Origin of the sequence: Streptomyces sp. NPDC047017 (genome assembly GCF_040644175.1) — a bacterium.
Classification (GTDB): Bacteria; Actinomycetota; Actinomycetes; order Streptomycetales; family Streptomycetaceae; genus Streptomyces.
This window is the reverse complement of record NZ_JBEYVW010000012.1, coordinates 202116-222720: the sequence shown is the minus strand read 5'-3', so window position 1 is coordinate 222720 and position 20605 is coordinate 202116. Positions and strand designations below refer to the sequence as shown.

The following is a 20605-nucleotide window of genomic DNA, read 5'->3' as shown; positions in this document are numbered from 1 at the left end:
GGCTGGGGAAGTCTCCGCCCGGGGCGGTCGGCCCGTGCCAGCCGAGCGGAGAGGTCGAAGTCACGTGGTCCAGCAGCTCGCCGGGCACAGGCCGGAGCGGGAAACGGCATCCCCCGCCGGGGCGACCGGCTCCCGCAGATGGCCGGCGCTGGCGGTGCTCGTCCTCGCCCAGCTCGCGGTCTGGCTCGACAACACCATTCTGAACGTCGCCCTCAACACCCTGGCTTCGCCGGACGAGGGCCTGGCGGCCAGCACCAACCAGCTCCAGTGGAGCATCAGTTCCTACACCCTGATCTTCGCGGTGATGCTGTTCACCGGCGGGGTGCTGGGCGACCGCTACGGTCACCGCAGGCTGCTGGTCACCGGGTTGCTGGTGTTCGGCGCGGCCTCGCTCTGGGCGGCCCTGTCGAGCAGCGCGCCGGAGCTGATCATCGCCCGCGGCGCGATGGGTGTCGGCAGCGCGCTGATCATGCCGGCCACCCTGTCGTTGATCTCGGCGGTCTTCGACGAGCGCGAGCGCGCCACGGCCATCGCGATCTGGTCCGGGGGCAGCGGGCTGGCCATCGCGGCCGGTCCGCTGGTCGGCGGTGCGCTCCTTGAACGCTTCTGGTGGGGCTCGGTGTTCCTGGTCAACGTGCCCATCGTGGTCGTCGCCCTGGCCGGCGCGATGGTCCTGCTGCCCGCCGCGCGGACGCGGACCAGGACCGGACTCGACCCGCTGGGCGTCCTCCTGTCCACGGCCGGTCTCGGGGCTGTGGTCTACGGCGTCATCGAGGGCGGCCACCGCGGCGACTGGACCAGCACGGTGGTGCTCGGCCCCCTGCTCGGCGGGCTGCTCGTGCTGGCCGTCTTCGTCGCGGTGGAACTGCGCGTCGCCACCCCGAGCTTCGACCTGCGGCTGTTCGCCAGCAGCCGGTTCACGGGGGCGAGCGTCTCGGTGATGCTCACCTTCTTCAGCCTCAGCGGATCGATGTTCTACACCTCCTTCTATCTGCAGGGAGTGCGCGGCCAGACGCCGTTCGAGGCGGGCCTGAACCTGCTCCCGGTGGCCGTCGGCGTGCTGCTCGGCGCTCCGGTGTCGGCCCGGCTGGTCCGCGCCCTGGGGGTCGGGCCGGTCGTCTCGTTCGCCATGCTGACCGCCGCGGCCACGTTCTGGGCGTACGTCCGGCTGGACCTGGACACCGCGATGGTGTGGTTCTGGCTGCTGATGCTGGTGCAGGGCCTCGCCCTGGGGGCCGCCGTGGCGCCCACCACGGAAGCGATCATGGCCGTGCTGCCCAAGGAGCACACGGGGGCGGGCTCGGCGGTCAACAACTCCATGCGCCAGATCGGCGGTGTGCTCGGCGTCGCCGTCCTGGGTTCGCTGCTGACCAGCGCCTACGGTTCCGACGTGGAGCCCAGCCTGGCGGGCCTGCCCGGACCGGTGGCCGAGACGGCACGCCAGTCCGCGGAGGCGACGCGCGCGGTCGCCGCCCAGGCTCACCTGCCGCGGCTGGTGGACGCCGCGGACCGGAGCTTCCTGCACGCCATGCACCTGACCTCGGTGGTCGGCGCGTGCGTCGCCGTGCTCGGCGCCGTCGTCGTCCTGGTCGCCTTCCGCCGGCCGGCGTCCGACACCCTGTAGCCCGGGAGCCCGCTCACACCACCAGGCGCAGCGAGGTCGGCGCGATGCCCAGGCGTACGCTCTGGCCCCAGGTCAGTTCCAGGGCGTCGGTCTCCATTCCGTCGCCGAAGACGACGATGCGGTCGGACTCGACGGTCAGCCGCAGTGCCTGGCCCCGTTCCAGTGCGCCGCCGGCCTTCGATGTGCCGGTGGTGGGTGAGGGCCATGCCTCGCGTACGAACCACAGGAGGCGTGGGTCGCCCGGGGCGGGGAGCGGCAGGGTGCTGCGGCGCTCCTGCCACAGGGAACGGAGCCAGCCGGTGGTGCCCGTGCCGGTGCCGACCAGGACACCGGAGGACGCCTGGGCTTCGTCCGGGCCCGGGTCGGCGTCGGTGTTCAGGCGGTAGCGGACCGTCTGGTGGCCGGACGGGCCCAGGTAGATCTCGTTGAGCGCGAGCAGGCGCTGGGCGTCGTCGGCCACCGCCTCGACCATGGTCAGCTCGTCCGCCCGGCCGCCGGCGGCGGTCGCCGTGCGCAGCAGGGCGGCCGTGTCCGCGCAGCGGTGGCGGACCAGGACCCCCGGGTTGCGTCCCGGGTCGGTGTCGATGCCCACCACCGGCTGCCCGGAGAGGTACTTCGCGGTGTTGGCGACCAGGCCGTCCTGGCCCGCCACGACCACCACGTCCTCCGGGGCGAACAGGAAGCGGTCCAGGTCCGCCCGCTCCACCCGGCAGCTGCGCCAGGTGAGCGGCACCGCCGACGCCACGTCCCGCAGCGCCTGCCGGGTGCGCTCGTGGCGGCGGACCACCTCGTCGATCGCGCGGCCCCGGCTGGAGAGGAAGAACGCGGCCTGTCCGTGCGTCCCGTGCCGGGCGAGCAGTTCCTCGTACTCGGTCCTGCGGTGCACGAGCACCGCCCGCGGGGCCAGGCTCACGCGCCGGTCCCGCCTTCGGCACGGCCGAGCCGGGTGAGGAGCCCGGTGAGGACGTCGGGGGTGAGCGTGACGCTCTCGATCCGTGGCAGGTTCTCTGCCAGCCGGGTCGCCGCCAGGGCGTGCAGCGTGGCCGGGTCGACCTCGCCGTGCACCCGCAGCCAGGCGGCCTGCGCCTCGGCGCGCGCCGCGCCGGTCTCGCGCGTCGCCTCGGCGTCCGCGTGCGCCAGCCGGACCTTGCGGGCCGCCTCGGCCTCGGACCGTACGCCGTCGGCCGCCGCCTTCTCCTCCGCCTCGCGGCGCGTGTTGGTGCCGCGCTGCTCGACCAACTGCTCTTCGCGGCGGGCCAGTTCGATCTGGCTGGCCAGTTCGTTCTCGGCGATGGCGCGTTCGCGCTCGACGGCGACGGCCCGCCGTTCGTAGGTGGCCCGGTCCGCCTCCTGCTGGATCTGCTCGCGGGCCGGGGTGCGCAGGGCGCGCTCCACCTCGGCCTCGGGGCGGATCGCGACGACGCGCACGGCCACCACGTCGATGCCCGTGGCGGGGAGGCGGGGTTCGGCGGCGAGGCCGGTGGCGACCCGTTCCCGTACGGCGGCGACGCCGTCCACGAGGGCGGCGGCCAGCGGGGTCCGGGCCAGTACGTCCAGGGCGTGCTGCTGCGCGGTCTCGGTGAGGAGGGTGGCGATCTGCTCCAGGGGGGTGCCGCGCCAGTTCCCGCTGTCCGGGTCCACGGAGAAGTCGAGCCGGTTCGCGGCCTCGGCCGGGTCGCTGATCCGGTAGGTGACGGTGGCTTGCACGCTGACATCCTGGAAGTCGGCCGTACGGGCGTGGAACGCCATGGCCAGTTCCCGGTCGTCGACCGGGACTTCGGAGAGCGCCGCCGACAGCGACCGGTACCAGAAGCTGAGCCCGCGTCCGTCGTGGGCGAGGCGGCCGCGCTTGTGGTGGCGGATGTGGGCGGTGGGCGCGGAGCGCAGATGGCGCCAGCCGAAGCGCCGGGTGATGTCGGCCATGTGGGACCCCCTTGATCTCGTCAGTACGACGATAACGGGGATGCGGTCATATCGTCAACAGGACGAGAAGAGAGGGACTCTCACATAAAATCCTCATAGCCGGGCGTGTCGAGGGAAGGCGCCGGGAGCACGGGCCGACGCGTGCACCCCGGCGCCTCGGAGGCGATGACGACCGGTCAGCCGATGTCAGGTGTTGTCAGGCGGTCAGGCCCAGCAGCCGTTCACCGTGGCGGCGAGGCCGTCCATGGCGTCCTTGATGCCCGCCGGGTCGGCCGTGGAGTTGTTCTCGATGAACGAGAAGACCCGCCACTCGCCGTCCGCGGTCTTCGTCACGCCGCTGAGCGCGACGGCACCGGTGAGCGTGCCGGTCTTGGCGTGCACCTTGCCGACGGCGCACTTGGAGTGGGCGTCGTCGAAGCGGCCCCACTCCGGGCCGAGGCTGGAACCGGCCTCGCCGGCGACCGGCAGGCCGTCCACGATCGAGCTGAGGGCGGGGGTGCGCGTGATCGCTTCGAGGAGCTGCGCGAGGGTGGCGGCCGGGATGCGGTCGGCGCGGGACAGGCCGCTGCCGTCGTGCAGCACGAAGTTGTCCGAAGACACCCCGTAGGCGCTCAGCACCTGGCGGACGAGCTGCACGCCGCCCTCGAAGGTGGCCGGCACGCCCCGTTCCACGGCGGTCATCCGCAGCAGCGTCTCGGCGATGTTGTTGTCGCTGGTCTTGAGCATCTTCTTGACGATGTCCGACAGCGGCCCGGAGGTGTGCTGCGCCACCGGTACGGCGGACCGGCTCGCCGTGGCGTGGCCGACCTGGCCGTCGACGGTGATGCCGGCCGCGGTGAGCTGCTTGGCGAAGACCTGGCCCGCGTCGAGGGCGGTGTCCTGTACGGCGGCACCGTCGACGACGAGGGAACGGACCGGCGCCACCTCGGTCGGGTAGTAGCCCTGGTTCCAGCCGTCGGCCAGGCTCGGCGCGGCGAACAGGCTGTCGTCGACACGGACCTTGACGTCGGCGCGGCCGGCCGCCTTCAGCCCGGCGACCGCGGCCTTCGTCATCTCGGCCAGGCCGGCGCTGGTGAGGGTGCGGTCGCCGCCGCCGACGAGGGTGAGGGTGCCGTCGCCGTAGACGACCTTGGTGGTGAACCGGTGGTCCGGGCCGAGCAGGGTCAGGGCGGTGGTCGCCGTGGCGAGCTTGGCGTTGGAGGCCGGCATGAGCGCGGTGGCGCCGTTGTGGTCCCACAGGGTGGTGTCGGTGTCGCCGTCGAGGACGACTCCGCTGACGTCGGGGCCGAGACGCTTGTCGGCGATGCGCTCGTTGAGGTTCTTGACGAGCTGGGCGTCGGCGGCGGTGAGGGTGCCGGGTCGGCCGGTGCCGGCGCCGTGGGCCGTACTGCCGGCGGTGACGGTGCTGCCGGTGGTGCCGGTGGTGCCGTCGGCGGCGAAGGCGGAGGTACCGGCCAGCGTGGCGGAGGCCACGGGTACGGCCATCGCGAGGACGAGGGAACGCCGCGCGCCTACGCGGCTCACTCGCGCCTTGCGGTGCCGGCGGCTTCCGCCCGGGACGAAGGAGTTCGTGGGGGTTTCGTCTGGCGTACCAGTCATAGAACGTCCAAGGATCGGGAGCGAGGATCGAGGATCGGTGGGTGATTCTGTGCGTCGTGGTGCTGTGGATCGTGCTTCTGTGCGTGCTTCTGTGCGCGTTTCTGGGGAACGGCGCGCACGTTACCAGCCGTCACCTGCCGCTCAGGGGGACGGAGATGACGGTTGTGCGCGAGGTGCGACGGCGTGTGGCCGAGATGAGAAGAACATGATCGTCTTGTGTGTGGACGCGGACCGCGGCCACAACGCGAGAGGGGCCCGGCTGATGCCGGGCCCCTCTCTTGCGTAGCGGGGACAGGATTTGAACCTGCGACCTCTGGGTTATGAGCCCAGCGAGCTACCGAGCTGCTCCACCCCGCGTCGGTGGTGCCACTCTACACACTCCAGAGGCCGGCGAAGGACGTCAGCCGCGCACGATGTTCTCGGCCTGGGGGCCCTTCTGGCCCTGCGTGATGTCGAAGGTGACCGTCTCGCCCTCGACCAGCTCGCGGTACCCGTTGCCGGAGATGTTGGAGTAGTGAGCGAAGACGTCCGGTCCGCCGCCGTCCTGCGCGATGAACCCGAAGCCCTTCTCGGAGTTGAACCACTTCACGGTGCCGCTGGCCATACTGCGTGTCCTTCGATATCGCCGGGGTTGCCGGCCGGGATGAGTAGCGGGGCCCGCCCCTGGGGGAAGGCGCCCGCGGTACGTTCTACCCCACCTACGGCTCCGTCATACGATCATTCGGCCATGAGTCGGGCGCGGTGTCGTCCGCGCCGGTGGGGCGGGCCCGGGAAGAGGGCGTGCGGCGGTCGCCGCCGAGCGGTCGTCGCGCGCGTGAGGAATGGGCGCGTCCCGCTCACGTGTCGGGGACTGGCCGGGGACTACTCGAAGGCTGCGAGATTGTTCGTGAGCCATTGCCGGAAAGTGCGGGGGCGTTCGCCGGTGAGGGTTTCCACCGTGGGCAGGATTTCCTGTTCGGCGGGCTTCGGGTATCCGTGCATGGTGATGTAGTAGTCGAGCAGGTCCGGGCCCATGGACCGGCTCAGGTGCGTGCGCGCCTCGTCTTCGGAGGATTCCTCGAAATCGATCGCGCGGCCGGTGGCCTCGGCGATGATGGCGACTTTCTCTCGCGGGCTGGGCGAATCGACCCCGGAGATTTTGAGGCTTTCTCCTTCGTGGCCGTCCTCGGTCAGTCCGGCCTTGGCGACGGCCGCGATGTCATGGGGGTCGATCACCGGGACCCGCACATCGCCGAACGGGTGGACGACCTTCCCGTCCTTCAGCATGGGCCGCCAATTCAGGACGTTGGTGGCGAACTGGCCGGGGTGGACGCTGACGGTACGCGGGTTGAGGGCGCGGAAGGCGTCGACGATGCCGCCGAGGTGATCGGCGTACGCGAGGTCGCCGCGGCGGGTGAAGGTGCAGAGCGAGGACAGCAGGGCGATACGCGGGGTCGCCTTCTCGGAGACGATCCGCGAGACCTTTTCGGCGGTCCTCGCGCTGTCGAGGAAGACGGAGTTGACGAAGACTCCGTCGACGTCGGCCAATGCTTTCCTGAACACCGAGGCGTCCGCGGGGTCGCCGACGAAGGATTCCACTCCCGGGACCGTTCCGCTCGGCGGGCGGCGGCTCATGGCGCGCACCTCGTGACCCGCGGCGGCCAATTGCGCTGTCAGTTCGTACCCGACTCCGCCGGAAGCGCCGGTCACCAGAATCTTCATGGTTGTTTCCGTTTCGATGTCGGAAGTTTCGCTGCTGCCGGAGGCATTGCCGCCTCGGGCGCGGCTCACCATACCCGCGGGTCATTCAATTCCCCGGCTATGAGATGGATCACAAGAGCAGCGGCCGCCGCCCTCGTCGCCGCCGAAGGTGAACTCGGTGCGGGGCCGGCCCACTCCGGGTCACTCTCCGATGAAGCTCACTGTCTCCGCCAGGTCCGCCCGGCCGGTACGCAGCCGCGGTACGCCCTCCTTCTCGTACCCCACCGAGACACCGCAGAGCAGCACGAGTCCGCCGTCGGCACCGACCGCCCGGCTGACCGTCTCGCGGTACATGGTCCACATCACCTGGGGGCAGCTGTGCAGCCCTTCCGCCCGCAGCAGCAGCATGACCGTCTGCAGGTACATTCCCGCGTCCGCCCACTGCCCGGGGCCCATCGCGCGGTCGAGGTAGCAGAAGAGGACGACCGGCGCCCCGAACGCCTCCGAGTTCAAGGCCGCGATCTTCCTGGGCCGGTCCGGGTCGTCGCGCTCGATCCGCAGCGCCCTGTACCGCTGGGCGGCGGCGGCGGAGAAGCGGTCCAGGTAGGGCGAGGCCAGTTCGGCCGGATACATCGGCTACTCCCGCTCGTCACCCGGGTCTCCCGCCCGTGCCCTGGCCGTCGCGCGCCGCTTCAGTTCGGCCAAGGGCTCGCCGGACACGACGAACACATGCCACGGCTGGAGGTTCCCGCTGGACGGAGTGCGGGTCGCGGCAGCCAGCACGCGTTCGAGTGTTTCCCTGGGCACCGGTTCGTCGCTGAACGCCCGCACGGCCCTGCGGCTGTCCACGGCCTCGTACACATCCACGACTTCGCGTCCTCTCACTCGCCGCGCTCAGCGGCCCACGGACCGGCAGCTTCCGGGGGACCGCGACGTTCCTTGTCCGGTGCCGCTGGGGGATCATGGGGCCGGACGGCACGTGCTTGTCCTGTCCCCTGCTCGCCCCTGCTGTCCCCGTCTGTCCCCGCTTGTCCTGTCTCTTGACTTGCTCTCTTGTCTTGTCTCCTGTCTTGTCTCTTGCTGATCCGAGTGAGGTAGCTTCTTGCGTTCGCGACATCGTAGATCCAGGCCGCGGTTGCGGCTCGGGCTGGCGGGCGGGCTCGCCGCCTGCGGGCTCGTGGTGGGAGGGGGCGCACCGGCGGCCCTGGCAGCGGACGGCGCCGGCGCGTCGGCCGGTACCGCGCCGGGCGCCGGCCCCTCGCACGCGCTGCAGGCCGAATTCCGCTCGGCCGCCGCCGAGTTCCAGGTGCCGAGCAGTGTGCTGATGGCCGTCTCGTACCAGATGACGTTGTGGGAGTCGCATCAGGGCCGGCCCTCGGTCACCGGCAACTACAACGTGATGGGCCTGACCTCGGTCAGTGCCGCCGATCTGAAGCCGGCGCCGGGCGGCGGCGCGCCGGAGGGCGACGGGTACGGCGAGGGCGGCGGCCCCCGCAGCCACCCCTCCGCCGCGACCAACAGCGGGGCCGCCGGGGCCCACGGGGCCGCCAGGAACGGCGCGAGCGCCTCGTCGACCGCGATCACCCCGGCGATGCGCACCCTCGACACGGCCGCGTCCGCGATCCACTCCTCGCCGGCGTCGCTGCGCTCCTCCATGCGGCAGAGTGTGCGCGGTGCCGCCGCGCTGCTCGCCTCCTACGAGCGCGAGTCGGCCGGTTCGCTGCCCGCCGATCCCGGGCAGTGGTACCCGGCCGTGTCGCGGTACAGCCAGTCCGCCAGTTCCCAGGTCGCCGGGCAGTTCGCCGACCGGGTCCTCGCGACCGTCCGCGCCGGCGCCCACCGGGTCACCCTGGACGGCCAGGAGGTGACGCTGCCCGCCGACCCCTCGCTGTCGGTGCGCCGGGCGGTCACGGTGAGCCCCGGCCTGCCGGCCGCGTCAGGCGGGCCGTCCGCCGGGGCCCGTTCCCCCAGGACGCCCGACCCGGCGCCGGAATGCCCGTCCACGCTGACGTGCACGTTCACTCCCGCCGCGTACGCGCTCAACAGCAGCACCGACCAGAGCGACTACGGCAACTACGCCCTGGCGAACCGTCCGGCGGACGGCGACGCCATCGACACCCTCGTCATCCACGACACCGAGAGCACGGCGTCGTCCGCGATCAACCAGTTCCAGCGGCCGTCGGCGTACACCAGCGCCCACTACGTGATCGGCGCCGACGGCTCGGTCACGCAGATGGTGCGCACGAAGGACATCGCCTGGCACGCCGGCAACAAGTACACCAACGACCACTCGCTCGGCATCGAGCACGAGGGCTACGCGCTGACGTACGGCAGCTGGTACAGCGAGCAGGAGTACCAGTCCTCGGCGGCGCTGGTGAAGTATCTCGCCCAGCGGTTCGGCATCCCGCTCGACCGTGAGCACATCGTCGGCCACGACGACATCCCCGGTCCCCTCGACGCGTACTACAAGGGCATGCACTGGGACCCGGGTCCGTGGTGGAACTGGAGCCACTACCTGTCGCTGCTGGGTGCCTCGCCCGACGGCGACGGCATGCCCGTGGTCGGCGGCGAGGTCACCATCAACGCGCCGTGGAGCACTGGTTACGAGCCGGCTCTCACCGGGTGCGGTGCGGCCACGGGTGCCTGTCCGGCCAGTCCGGCCAACTTCGTCTATCTGCGCACCGCTCCGTCGGCCACGGCCGCGCTGCTCACCGATCCGATGTTCACGGCGGACGGCACGGTCACCGGGACCACCCGGGGACCGGACTGGACGGACAAGGCCGTGGTCGGCCAGACCTTCGTGGTCGCCGCGGTGCAGGGCGACTGGACGGCCATCTGGTACGACGGCCAGAAGGCGTGGTTCTACAACCCCGGCGGCGCCTACACCATGGCGAACGCCGGCATCGCGCGGCAGTTGGTCACTCCCGCGGGAACGGCCCCGGTCGCGGTGTACGGCCGCGCCTACCCGGAGACCGCCGCCTACCCGGCCGCGCTGGGCTCCGTGGCCTCCGACCCGAACCAGCAGCTGACTCCGCTCAGCCGTGAGTTCGTCCAGCCGGGGCAGTCCTACACCGCGTTGCCCGCGGTGAGCGGTGACTTCTACTACGCCGAGAACCTGAACTGCTCGGCCACTCCGGACTGCCTGTTCGTCAAGGGCAGCACGTCGTACTACCCGATCCGCTTCAACCACCGCCTCGCCTATGTCAAGGCGAGCGATGTCAGCGTGACCCGGCCGGCCGTTCCGCCCACCGGCACGCTCAAGCCGCTCACGCCGACGCGGGTCATGGACACCCGTGACGGCACCGGCGTGGCCAAGGGCAAGGTCGGGGCCGGCGGCACGGTCAGCCTCCAGGTCACCGGAAAGGCCGGGGTGCCCGCCAGCGGGGTCACCGCCGTGGTCATGAACGTGACCGCCACCAACCCGACCGCCAACAGCTTCGTCACCGTCTACCCCGACAGCACCACCCGCACCAGCGCCTCCAACCTCAACTTCACCGCCGGGCAGAACTTCCCCAACCTCGTCATCGTCCCCGTCGTCAACGGCAAGGTCGACTTCTACAACCGCGCCGGAACCGTCGACCTCATCGCCGACATCAGCGGGTACTACACGAGTGACGGCAGCGGTTCCAGGCTGAGCAGTCTCACGCCGACGCGGGTCATGGACACCCGTGACGGCACCGGCGTGGCCAAGGGCAAGGTCGGGGCCGGCGGCACGGTCAGCCTCCAGGTCACCGGAAAGGCCGGGGTACCGGCCAGCGGGGTCACCGCCGTGGTCATGAACGTGACCGCCACCAACCCGACCGCCAACAGCTTCGTCACCGTCTACCCCGACAGCACCACCCGCACCAGCGCCTCCAACCTCAACTTCACCGCCGGGCAGAACTTCCCCAACCTCGTCATCGTCCCCGTCGTCAACGGCAAGGTCGACTTCTACAACCGCGCCGGAACCGTCGACCTCATCGCCGACATCAGCGGGTACTACAGCGCCGGCGGCTCCGTCGAGCGCAACGCGGGGCCGGTGCGGATCATGGACACCCGTGACGGCACCGGCGTACGGAAGGCCAAGGTCGGACCGGGCGGCACGGTCGCGCTGACCGTGGGCGGCCGCGACGGTGTGCCGGTGGACGCCACGGCCGTGGTGATGAACGTGACCGCCACGAACCCGACGACCGGCGGTTTCGTCACCGTCTACCCCGACGGCACCACCCGCACCAGCGCCTCCAACCTCAACTTCACGGCAGGAGAGACCACGCCCAACCTCGTCATCGTGCCCGTCGTCAACGGCAAGGTCGATTTCTACAACCGGGCCGGGACCGTCGATCTGATCGCGGATCTGGCCGGTTACTACACCGGCTGAACCCTGGACGGGATGCCGCCGCCGCGCACGGAGCGCGGCGGCGGCCTTTTCATGCCCGCCGCCCCGCTGCCGGGCCCCGGGGCCGGTCAGCGCGGGTGGGTCCAGGCCGGTGTCCAGGTCCCGGGGACATCGTGGGCGGCCGTCGTGGTGGCGAGGTGGGTGCGCAGGGTGGTCAGGGCCGGGTGGGGGTTGTCCCGGTGGGACAGGAGCGCGTGCGGGTAGACGGGGGTCGGGCCGGTGACCGGGATGCGGCGCAGGCCGTGGCCGGCGGGCCAGATCAGGCGGGTGTGCTCGCCCATGAAGGTGGCCAGGGCCGGGGTGTCGGCGATGGTGTCCAGGAGCGCGTCGGAGCCGAAGTTGGGGCCGGTCGCCTCGATGGTGAGGCCGAACTCGGCGACGAGGTCGTCGTAGTAGGCGGACCACTCGGTGCCGGGGGCCAGGCCGGGCATCCAGATCCGGTGACCGGTGAGCTGGGCGACGGTCAGCGACCGGGCGTCCGCGAGCGCGTGGTCGGGGCCGGTGAGGAGCTGGAGCGGTTCGTCGACGGCCCGGACGGCGTCGATGTCCTCGGGGAGGGGCCGGCCGGGCGCGGCCACCGCCCGGAAGGAGGCGTCGATCGAGCCGGAGCGCAGCGCGGCGACGGCGGTCTCGATGTCGAAGAGCATCACCACGTCGAGGTCGATGCCGGGGTGCGCGCGGTGGAAGCCGCGCATCAGGCCCGAGGCCGCGCCGCGCGAGTTGATCACGTCGACACGCAGCGGACGGCGGCCGGCGCGCACCGAGGTGACCGCGCGCTCGGCGACGCGCAACAGCTCGCGCGCGTGGGGCAGGAACGCCTGTCCGTCGATGGTGAGGTCGGCGCCGCGCGGCGTACGGGTGAACAGCCGGACGCCGAGGTCGCGTTCGAGGGCGGCGACACGCTTGGAGACGGCCTGCTGGGTGATCGACAGGTCGGTGGCGGCCTTCTGGAACTGGCCCGCTCCGGCCACGGTGACGAAGGTGCGTACGGCTTCGAGGTCCACGCCGATCCACCCTAGGGGACAACCAATGGTTGTGCCGGATCGGCCGGGTGGTTGTTTGACCTGGGGCCGGGCTGCCGGTTGGCTCTCACCGGTCAACGTCGGTTTGTTCGTGTGGATCATCGAGGGGCGCGCTGGGCATGGTGGGCAGGAGACGACTGGGCCGGCGGTTCGGCTGGCTGTGGGCGGCGTACGCGGTGAGCGCCTACGGGTCCGGGCTGGGGTTCGGGGCGCTCCCGCTGATCGCCGTGCTGGCCCTGCACGCCGGTCCCGCCGAGGTGTCCGCGCTGTCCGCGGTGGGGCCGGCGGTGGGCGCGCTGATCGCGGTGCCGCTCGCGCCGTGGGTGGAGTTCCGGCGCAAGCGCCCGGTCATGATCGCGATGGATCTGACCCGGTTCGCGGTCATGGCGACGGTCCCGCTCGCCTATGCCTTCGGGTGGCTCGGTTTCGTCCAGCTGCTCGGGGTGTCGGCCGTGGCGGCCGCGGCCAAGATCGCCTTCAACGCGGCCGGCGGCGCCTATCTCAAGGCGCTCGTGCGGCCGGACGACCTGCTGGTGGCCAACGCGCGCTTCGAGTCGACCAACTGGAGTTCCATCGCGGTCGGGCCCCCGCTGGGCGGGGCGGCGATCGGCCTGTTCGGGCCGGTCACCACCGTGGTGGCGGACGCGCTCAGCTATCTGCTGTCCGCGCTGGGCATCATCGCGATCCGCGGCCGGGAGGAGGCGCCGCGGGCGTCGGGGAAGAGCCCGGTCGGGGCGGGCGCGCTGCTCGGCGGCTGGCGGCACATCATGGGCCATCCCGGGCTGCGGGCGCTCTATCTCAACCAAGTGCTCGTCGCCGGCCTGATCATGGCCACCGAACCGGTGCTGGCCGTGCTCCTGCTGCGCCAGCTCGGGTTCCCGCCCTGGCAGTACGGCCTCGCCTTCGCCGCGCCCTGTCTGGGCGGGCTCGTCGGCTCCCGGCTGGCCCGCCGGGTCGTGGCCCGGTACGGCCGGGCCAGGGTCTTCCGGACGGTCGGCACCCTGCGCGCGGTCTGGCTGATCGGCCTGGCCTTCGTGCGTCCCGGTGTCGTCGGTCTCGTCACCGTGATGGCCGTCGAGCTGGCGATCATCGTCAACATGAGCCTGTACACGCCGGTGCTCGCCACCTACCGGCTCGAACACACCCCCGGGCAGCTGGTCGCCCGCACCCTGACGGCCTGGTCGGTCGGCCAGCAGGCGGCCATCGCCGTCCTCACCGCGCTCGGCGGCCTCCTCGCCGGCGTCACCGGGCCCCGCACCACCCTCGCGGTTGCGGGACTGCTCATCCTGGCCACCCCGCTCCTGCTCCCCCGGCCCGACCATGTCACGGCACCCGAGCCGGAACCGGAACCGGAGCAGGAGTCGGCGGGCAGCCACGCTTGACGCACCTGATCCACCCGACCTATCTGACGGCCCGTCAATTGCGTTGCAGCGTACACGTATTACTGCCTACATCACTGCCCGCGCGATAGGGTTGCGGCATCGCACGCAGGTACACGTGTCACAGCCGTGCGCGTGCAGCACTCGCGTGAACGGGCCGGATCACCGGCGGCGGCCGCAGTGGGCCGCGGCCTTCGGACGGGGGGATTCCATGACGTCCAGCAGTTTCGCACCGCAGGCCGGGGACGGGGAGCAAGGCACCGGGGTGCCGCGGCGCGCGCTGTTGCGCGGTGGTGCCGTGGGGCTCGGGGCGCTCCTGCCGGTGGCCGGTGCGGTGGACAGCGCCACCGCCGCCACCGCCGCCGACACCTCCGGCACCTCCGCGACAGCGGGGGCGGGGTCGGCCGGTGCGGTGGCGGAAGGTAGCGGCGCCGCCGCCGAGACGCGGGTCGTCGCCCGGGAGGGCGCCAACCTCGCCGTCGCCCTCTCGCCCGACGGGCGGACGCTCGCCCTCGACGCGCTCAACGCGATCTGGCTGCTGCCCGCGGCCGGCGGCGCCGCGCGCCGGCTGACCGCGGACGACCAGGACGCGACGCAGCCGCACTGGGCGCCCGACGGCCGGAGCCTGGTGTTCCAGTCGTTCCGCGAGGGGACGTACGACCTGTGGCGGATCGGCGCCGACGGGACGGGGCTGCGGCGGCTGACCGAGGGGCCGGCGTACGACCAGGAGCCCAAGTTCTCGCCGGACGGGCGGCTCGTCGCCTTCTCCTCCGACCGCGGGCACGCCGGGCGTATCTGGGTCCTGGAGACCGGCAGCGGCCGGACCCGCGCGCTGACGCGGGGCGACCGCGACCTCGCCATGCCCACCTGGTCCCCGGACGGGCGGCGGGTGGCGTACGTCGCCGACGGCACGGCCATCGAGTCGGTCGACGTCGGCTCGGGGGCGACGAAGACCCTGCTCACCGGCGCCGCCGGCGCGGTCCTGTACGCGCCCGCGTTCGCCCCGGACGGGCAGCGCCTGGCCTATGTGCAGGTGACCGGGCCGCGCGCGGCCCTCATGCTGGACGGGCGGGAACTGACCGACGACGAGGACGTGTTCCCGCTGGCGCCCGTCTGGCTGTCCGCCGGCGAACTGCTGTACACCGCCGACGGGCGCATCCGCCGCCGCACCCTGCGCGGCGAGCGGACCGACGTCCCGTTCAGCGCGACCGTGAGCGTGCCCCGGGCGGACCGGCATCCGCGCCGCGCGCCCGACCTCACCTCCCGGGGCCCGCAGCGGCTCCTCGGCCTCGCCGACCCCGCGCTCTCGCCGGACGGGCGCACTGTCGTCGTGCGCGCGCTCAACGCCCTGTGGCTGCTGACCGAGGGCGCGCGGCCGCGCAAGGCCGTGGCCGACGGCTACTGGAACGCCTCCCCCGACTGGTCGCCCGACGGGCGCTCCTTCGTCTACGTCAGCGACCGGGCCGGCACGGCCAACCTCTGGCGCCACGACGTCGCCAGAGGTACGGACGAACGGCTCACCGACCTGCCCGACGCCCAGCTCTCGCCGCGCTGGTCGCCCGACGGCACCCGGATCGCGTACCAGGACGAGAGCGGCGCCACCTGGGTGCTGACGGTCGCGGACGGCTCGGTCACCAAGGTCGTCGACGAGCTGTACCAGCCGGGCCCGCCGGCCTGGTCCCCCGACGGGCGGCTGATCGCGCTGGCCGCCGTCGCCCCGTACTCCCGGCGCGCGGAGGGCAACGGGCACAACCAGATCCTCACCGTCGACCTGGACACCCACGAGGTGCGCTACCAGGCCGTCGCGCCGGAGCGGTCGCTGTCCACCCGCAGCGGCGACGGCCCCCTGTGGACACCGGACGGCAGGCATCTCGTGGTCGGCGTCGAGAGCCAGGTGTGGCGGGTGCCGGTGGACGCCGGCGGCCGGATCACCGGCGGGCCGGAGCTGCTGACCGAGGACACCGCGGACTCGCTGTCCATCGGCGCCCGCAGCGCGACCCTGCTCTACCTGAGCGAGGGGCGGCTGCGCGCCGTGGGCCTCGACGGGAAGGGCGCGCGCACCCTGCCCACCCGGCTGACCTGGAGCCACAGGCCCGCCCCTGCGGGACGGACCGTGGTGCGGGCCGGGGCCGTGTGGGACGGCGGCGGCGACCGGCTGCGCCACGAGGTGGACGTGGTCGTGGAGAACGGCCGGATCACCGAGGTGGCGCGCCGCGGTGCCGTCCGCGGCGGCAAGGTCGTGGACGCCTCGGGACTCACCGTCATGCCGGGCCTGATCGACACGCACAACCACTGGCACTGGCGCGGCCCCCAGTGGGGCGACCGGCAGGGCAGGGCCTGGCTGGCGTACGGCGTGACCACCAGCCGTACGCCGGGCGATCCCGCGTACCAGATGGTGGAGAACCGGGAGGCGCTGGCGGCGGGCGCCCGGGTGGGGCCGCGGTACTTCGGCTCCGGGGACGGCTTCGAGGGCACCCGGGGCCGGCACCGGGTGATGCGCCCGGTGTTCTCGCGTGCCCAGCTCGACCGTGACCTGCGGCGCGCCCTGGCGCTGCGCTACGACCTGCTGAAGTCCTACATCCGGCTGCCGCTCGACCTCCAGCAGGAGCTGGTGGAGCGCGGGCACGCGGCCGGGGTGCCGGTCACCTCGCACTACCTGTACCCGGCCGCCCGCGTGGGGCTGGACGGGATGGAGCACACCGGCGGCGGCAACCGGCTCGGCTACTCGCGCACGCTGAGCTTCGCCGCGGGCCGCACCTTCCAGGACTCCGTGGACCTGCTCGCCGCGACCGGCATGTGGATCTCCACGACCACGCTGTTCGCCACCGAGCTGCTGGCCGGGGACCGGTCCCTGGTCGAGGACGAGCGCACCCGGGTGCTGTTCCCCGACTGGGAGTACGCGCGGCTGCGGCAGAAGGCGGACAGCGCCGCCTCCGGTCCGGACGCGGAGCTGAACCACGCCTGGACGGTGGGCGACTGCGACATGCTGCTGCGTGTGCACCGGGCCGGCGGGCTGGTCGTGGCGGGCACGGACGCGGCGCTGGACGACATCGCCATCAGCCTCCACCAGAACCTGCGCGCGCTGACCAAGTACGGGTTCGCGCCGTGGGAGGCGCTGACCACCGCGACCGGCAACGCCGCCCGCTGCCTGGGGCTCGGCGACACGCTGGGCGCCGTCGCGCCCGGGTACCTGGCCGACCTGGCGTTCGTGGCGGGCGATCCGCTGCGCGATGTCTCCGCCGCGGCGGCGGTGCGCCAGGTGATGGTGGACGGCAGGCTGCACACCGTGCCGGAGCTGCTGGAGCCGTTCCGCCGCCCGGCGGCGGCCGGTGCGCGGCCCGCCCGCCCCAACCGGGTGCGGGCGGCGGCGCCCTCCGCGCTGCGGGACACGGCCGCCTACTGGCACGGCGCCGAGTGGCGGCACCGGGGGTGCTGCCGCTAGGGACCGGCGGACCGGGACGGGCGGCGGGCGGGCGGAATCCCGTCCCCCGCCCCCGTCCACCGCCCGTCCGGGCGCGCAGGTCAGTTGACCTGGCGGTCGCGGTCCGACCAGAAGCGGTCGCGCAGTTCCCGGCGGAGGATCTTGCCGCTGGGGTTGCGGGGCAGCCGGTCGACGAACTCGTAGCCGCCCGGGGACTTGAAGTCGGCCAGGCGGCCCTGGAGGAACATCTTCAGCTCCCGGGGCTTGGCCGCCGTCCCGGGCTTCAGCACGACGAAGGCGCGGACCGCCTCGCCCCAGCTGTCGTCCGGGACCCCGATCACCGCGGCCTCGGCCACCGCGGGATGGGTGCACAGGGCGTTCTCCACCTCGGCCGGGTAGACGTTCTCGCCGGCCACGATGATGGTGTCCTTGATGCGGTCGCAGACGTAGACGTAGCCGTCCTCGTCCAGGTAGCCGGCGTCGCCGGTGCGCAGCCAGCCGTCGACCAGGGTCTGGTCGGTGGCCTCCTTCAGGCCCCAGTACTCGATCATCGCGGCCGGGGTGCGCAGGCGTATCTCCCCGACGGCGCCCGCGGGCAGCGGCGTGCCGGTGTCGTCGGTCACCGCCACGCGCACACCCGGGTAGGGCCGGCCGGCCGCGCGCAGCAGGGGGCTGCCGGGCACGTGGTCGGCGGGCGGCAGGCACAGGGCGGTGTTGCCGCTCTCGGTGAGCCCGTACAGCTGCGCCAGGTCGCAGCGCAGGGTCTCGATGCACCGCAGCAGCAGGGTCTCGGAGATCGGTGAGCCGCCGTAGGTGACCTTCCGCAGGGAGCGGAAGTCGTCGGGTCCGACGCCGGGTTCGGCCAGCATCATCTGGAGCATCGCGGGCACCGCGAGGGTGGTGGTGACCCCCAGTTCGCGGATCAGCCGTACGGCGTCGTGGGCGGCGAACATCCGCATCACGACGCTCTTCGCCCCGGCGTTGAGGGCCTGCATGGCCCACCAGATGCCGGCCACGTGGAAACCGGGGATGCTGATGAGGCTGACGTCCCCGGGCTCCCAGTCGATCCAGTCCAGCTCGTGCTCGGCGAGCAGGCCGGCGACGGCGAAGAAGCTGCGGTGGGCGAGGACGACGCCCTTGGGCAGCCCGGTGGTGCCGCTGGTGTAGAGCTGCACCACCGGGTCGTCGGGGCCCGCCCCGGCCGGCAGGTCGTCCTCGGCGTGGGGCGCCCGCCAGGCGGTGAAGGCGGCGCCGCGTGCCTGCTCGTCGTCCAGTTCCACGACGGCGGGGCGGGAGGGGAGTCCGGCGCCGGTGCGGCGTGCCGCGTCGGCGTACTCCCGCTCGGCGAAGATGAGTTCGGCGCCCGAGTCGCCGAGGATGTGGTCGACCTCGCCGGGGCCGAGGCGCCAGTTGACCGGGACGAGGACGGCGCCGGTCTTGGCGCAGGCGAAGAAGATCTCGTAGTAGTGCTCCGACTCCTTGCCGAGGTAGGCGACGCGGGTGCCCGGGCCGGCGCCGGCGGCGGCCAGGGCACGCGCGCTGCGGTTGCTGTCGCGGTGCAGCCGCTCGTAGCTGACCTCCCGGCCCTCGCACACCAGCGCGGTCTGCCGCGGCCGGTGTGCCGCGTGGAAGGCCACGGTGTCGGCGGCGGTCCGGAGATTGGGGTAGTGCATGCGGGCGGTCCCCTCCATGGGCGGTCAGGTCCAGTCGTGGTGGTCGGGCCAGTGGCGGCGGCCGGTGAGGGCCGGTCCGGGCAGCCTCAGCAGCGGGGGCCGGGCGGTGTCGTCGGGCCACAGCGCGGCGAGGTCGGGTGTGTCGCCCGCGGTGTACCGGCCGGCGAGCCGGGCCAGGGCGCGGGCGCGCTCGCCCCCGTCGCTGCCCCCGCTGCCGTCGCCGTCGGCCGGGCGGCCGGTCCCGGCGGTCCCGGTGGCCCCGTCCGCGGCGCGGGCCAGTGCGCGCAGCAGCGCGGCCCGGTCGTGCACCACGGCGGCGTACCGGACGGCCAGGTGGTCCCGGCCCTCGGCGAGCGTGCGGCAGACCCCGCCGGGGCTCCAGTCGGCGCTGTCCGTGAGCCTGCGGTGCAGCCGCCGGGCGGTGGCGGCCAGCGCGGCGGCGTGGTGGCCGGACAGGAGCAGCGGCCAGGGCCCGGCCGGGTCGCCCTCGGCGGCGGGCCGGTCGGGCGCGCTCTCCAGGACGACGTGCGCGTTGGTCCCGCAGAACCCGAAGCCGCTCACCCCGGCCCGCCGGGGGCCCGGCCCCGGCCAGGGCAGGGCGCGGGAGGCCAGCCGCAGCGAGGTGCCGTCCCAGGGGATGCCGGGGTCGCGGTCGTCCTCGCCGGGCTGCGGGGGCAGTTCGGCGCGGTCGAGAGCGAGCGCCGTCTTCATCAGTCCGGGGCCGCCGGAGGCGGTCTCCAGGTAGCCGATGTTGGCCTTGACGGAGCCGATGTGCAGCGGCGGCGCGTCCGGGGACAGGCGCCCGTACGCCTCGGCGATCGACTCGGCCTCGATCTGGCCGCCCAGCCGGGACCCGTTCGCCTGCGCCTCGACGTACCGCACCTCCTCCGGTGCCAGGTCGGCGTCGCGCAGCGCGCGTGCGATGACGGCCTTCTGCCCGCGGGCGGAGGCCACGGACATGCTCGGCCGGTCGCCCTGCGCGTGCACCGCGCTGCCGCGTACCAGCGCGTACGGCCGGCGGCCGGCGCGTACGGCGTCGGCGTGGCGCTCCAGGACGACCACGCCGCAGCCCTCGCCGCGCACATGCCCGTCGGCGCGGCGGGTGAAGGGGCGGCTGCGGCCGCTGGGCGAGAGCATCCCGGCCCGGTCGAGGATGCCGGTGCTGAACGGCGACAGCAGCAGGTTGCAGGTGCCGACGAGGGCGATGTCGCACTCGCGTCGCCGCAGCGCCTGCACGGCCAGGTGCACGGCGGTCAGCATCGACGAGGAGGCCGTGTCGACGGTGACCGCCGGTCCGGCCACGCCCAGCGCCAGGGCGATCCGGCCGGACAGGGCGCTGGGCGCGCTGCCGGTGCTCATGTGCGCGGACAGCGCCCCGGCGGGCAGGCCGCCGCGCAGCCACGCGTAGGGGTACTCCACGGGCCCGGCGCCGGCGAAGACGCCGACGGCGCCGCCGCGCAGCCGCTGCCTGCTCAGTCCCGCGTCGGCCAGGGCCTGCACGGTGACTTCGAGCAGCAGCCGCTGCTGCGGGTCCATGTGGACCGCCTCCTGCTCGGGGATGCCGAAGTAGTCGGCGTCGAACAGGTCCACGCCGTTCAGGTAGGCGCCCTGGCGCAGCCGGCCGGCCAGCGGGGCGAGGTCGGCCGCGTCGAGGTTCCAGCGGGGCCGGCCGAGGCTGTCGGCCGGCACGCCGGCGGACGCGGTGTCCAGGACGTGTCCCTCGCGCACCGCGGTCCACAGGGCGGCGGGGTCGTCGATGCCGCCGGGCAGCCGGCAGCCCATGCCGGTCACGGCGATCTTCTGGGTCTGCTCGTGGTGCCGGCGGGCCAGCATCACCATGAGCTGTTTCCTGGACAGTGCTTCCAGTTGGTCGATGTAGCTCGTCACGTCGTCCGTCCCGTTCCGTCCC

12 protein-coding genes, 1 tRNA gene and 1 pseudogene are annotated in these 20605 nt (G+C 73.1%); 4 read left to right on the top strand and 10 right to left on the bottom strand.

Annotated features, from left to right (window positions below):
- Positions 1 to 64: 64 nt before the first annotated feature.
- Positions 65 to 1624, top strand: a complete 1560-nt coding sequence (locus tag ABZ858_RS21365) for a DHA2 family efflux MFS transporter permease subunit (protein WP_361380668.1) — start codon at positions 65 to 67, stop codon at positions 1622 to 1624.
- A gap of 13 nt (positions 1625 to 1637) precedes the next feature.
- Here ABZ858_RS21365 and ABZ858_RS21360 read toward each other — a convergent pair whose 3' ends face one another.
- The 7 genes and pseudogenes from ABZ858_RS21360 to ABZ858_RS21330 form a co-directional block, all read right to left on the bottom strand.
- Positions 1638 to 2537, bottom strand: coding sequence for a hypothetical protein (locus ABZ858_RS21360; protein WP_361380665.1), 900 nt, complete (start codon positions 2535 to 2537; stop codon positions 1638 to 1640).
- Positions 2534 to 3547, bottom strand: coding sequence for an SPFH domain-containing protein (locus ABZ858_RS21355; RefSeq protein ID WP_361380662.1), 1014 nt, complete (start codon positions 3545 to 3547; stop codon positions 2534 to 2536). The genes ABZ858_RS21360 and ABZ858_RS21355 overlap by 4 nt, the downstream gene beginning before the upstream one ends.
- Positions 3548 to 3751: 204 nt before the next feature.
- Positions 3752 to 5146, bottom strand: a complete 1395-nt coding sequence (dacB, locus tag ABZ858_RS21350; RefSeq protein WP_361380659.1) for a D-alanyl-D-alanine carboxypeptidase/D-alanyl-D-alanine-endopeptidase — start codon at positions 5144 to 5146, stop codon at positions 3752 to 3754.
- A 283-nt stretch (positions 5147 to 5429) separates the two neighbouring features.
- Positions 5430 to 5503: transfer RNA gene (locus tag ABZ858_RS21345), tRNA-Met, on the bottom strand.
- 43 nt (positions 5504 to 5546) lie between these two features.
- On the bottom strand, positions 5547 to 5750 hold the full coding sequence (locus ABZ858_RS21340) for a cold-shock protein (protein WP_359556889.1): 204 nt from the start codon (positions 5748 to 5750) through the stop codon (positions 5547 to 5549).
- Between the two features lie 257 nt (positions 5751 to 6007).
- On the bottom strand, positions 6008 to 6919 hold the full coding sequence (locus tag ABZ858_RS21335; RefSeq protein ID WP_361380656.1) for an NAD(P)H-binding protein: 912 nt from the start codon (positions 6917 to 6919) through the stop codon (positions 6008 to 6010).
- A gap of 108 nt (positions 6920 to 7027) precedes the next feature.
- Positions 7028 to 7693 (bottom strand): annotated as a pseudogene (locus tag ABZ858_RS21330) (nitroreductase).
- A 268-nt stretch (positions 7694 to 7961) separates the two neighbouring features.
- Between ABZ858_RS21330 and ABZ858_RS21325 the strand changes: the two are divergent.
- On the top strand, positions 7962 to 11183 hold the full coding sequence (locus ABZ858_RS21325; RefSeq protein ID WP_361380653.1) for an N-acetylmuramoyl-L-alanine amidase: 3222 nt from the start codon (positions 7962 to 7964) through the stop codon (positions 11181 to 11183).
- A gap of 86 nt (positions 11184 to 11269) precedes the next feature.
- On the opposite strand, the gene ABZ858_RS21320 is transcribed toward ABZ858_RS21325, so the two are convergent.
- Positions 11270 to 12205: a LysR family transcriptional regulator gene (locus ABZ858_RS21320; RefSeq protein WP_361380649.1), complete on the bottom strand. Its 936-nt coding sequence runs from the start codon at positions 12203 to 12205 to the stop codon at positions 11270 to 11272.
- A gap of 137 nt (positions 12206 to 12342) precedes the next feature.
- Between ABZ858_RS21320 and ABZ858_RS21315 the strand changes: the two genes are divergently transcribed.
- On the top strand, positions 12343 to 13605 hold the full coding sequence (locus tag ABZ858_RS21315; RefSeq protein ID WP_361380646.1) for an MFS transporter: 1263 nt from the start codon (positions 12343 to 12345) through the stop codon (positions 13603 to 13605).
- A 208-nt stretch (positions 13606 to 13813) separates the two neighbouring features.
- On the top strand, positions 13814 to 17044 hold the full coding sequence (locus tag ABZ858_RS21310; protein WP_361380643.1) for an amidohydrolase family protein: 3231 nt from the start codon (positions 13814 to 13816) through the stop codon (positions 17042 to 17044).
- An 80-nt stretch (positions 17045 to 17124) separates the two neighbouring features.
- Here ABZ858_RS21310 and ABZ858_RS21305 read toward each other — a convergent pair whose 3' ends face one another.
- Positions 17125 to 18696: a long-chain-fatty-acid--CoA ligase gene (locus ABZ858_RS21305; protein WP_361380640.1), complete on the bottom strand. Its 1572-nt coding sequence runs from the start codon at positions 18694 to 18696 to the stop codon at positions 17125 to 17127.
- Between the two features lie 24 nt (positions 18697 to 18720).
- A complete protein-coding gene (locus ABZ858_RS21300) occupies positions 18721 to 20583 on the bottom strand; it encodes a polyketide synthase (protein ID WP_361380638.1) in 1863 nt (620 codons plus the stop codon).
- Positions 20584 to 20605 lie beyond the last annotated feature (22 nt).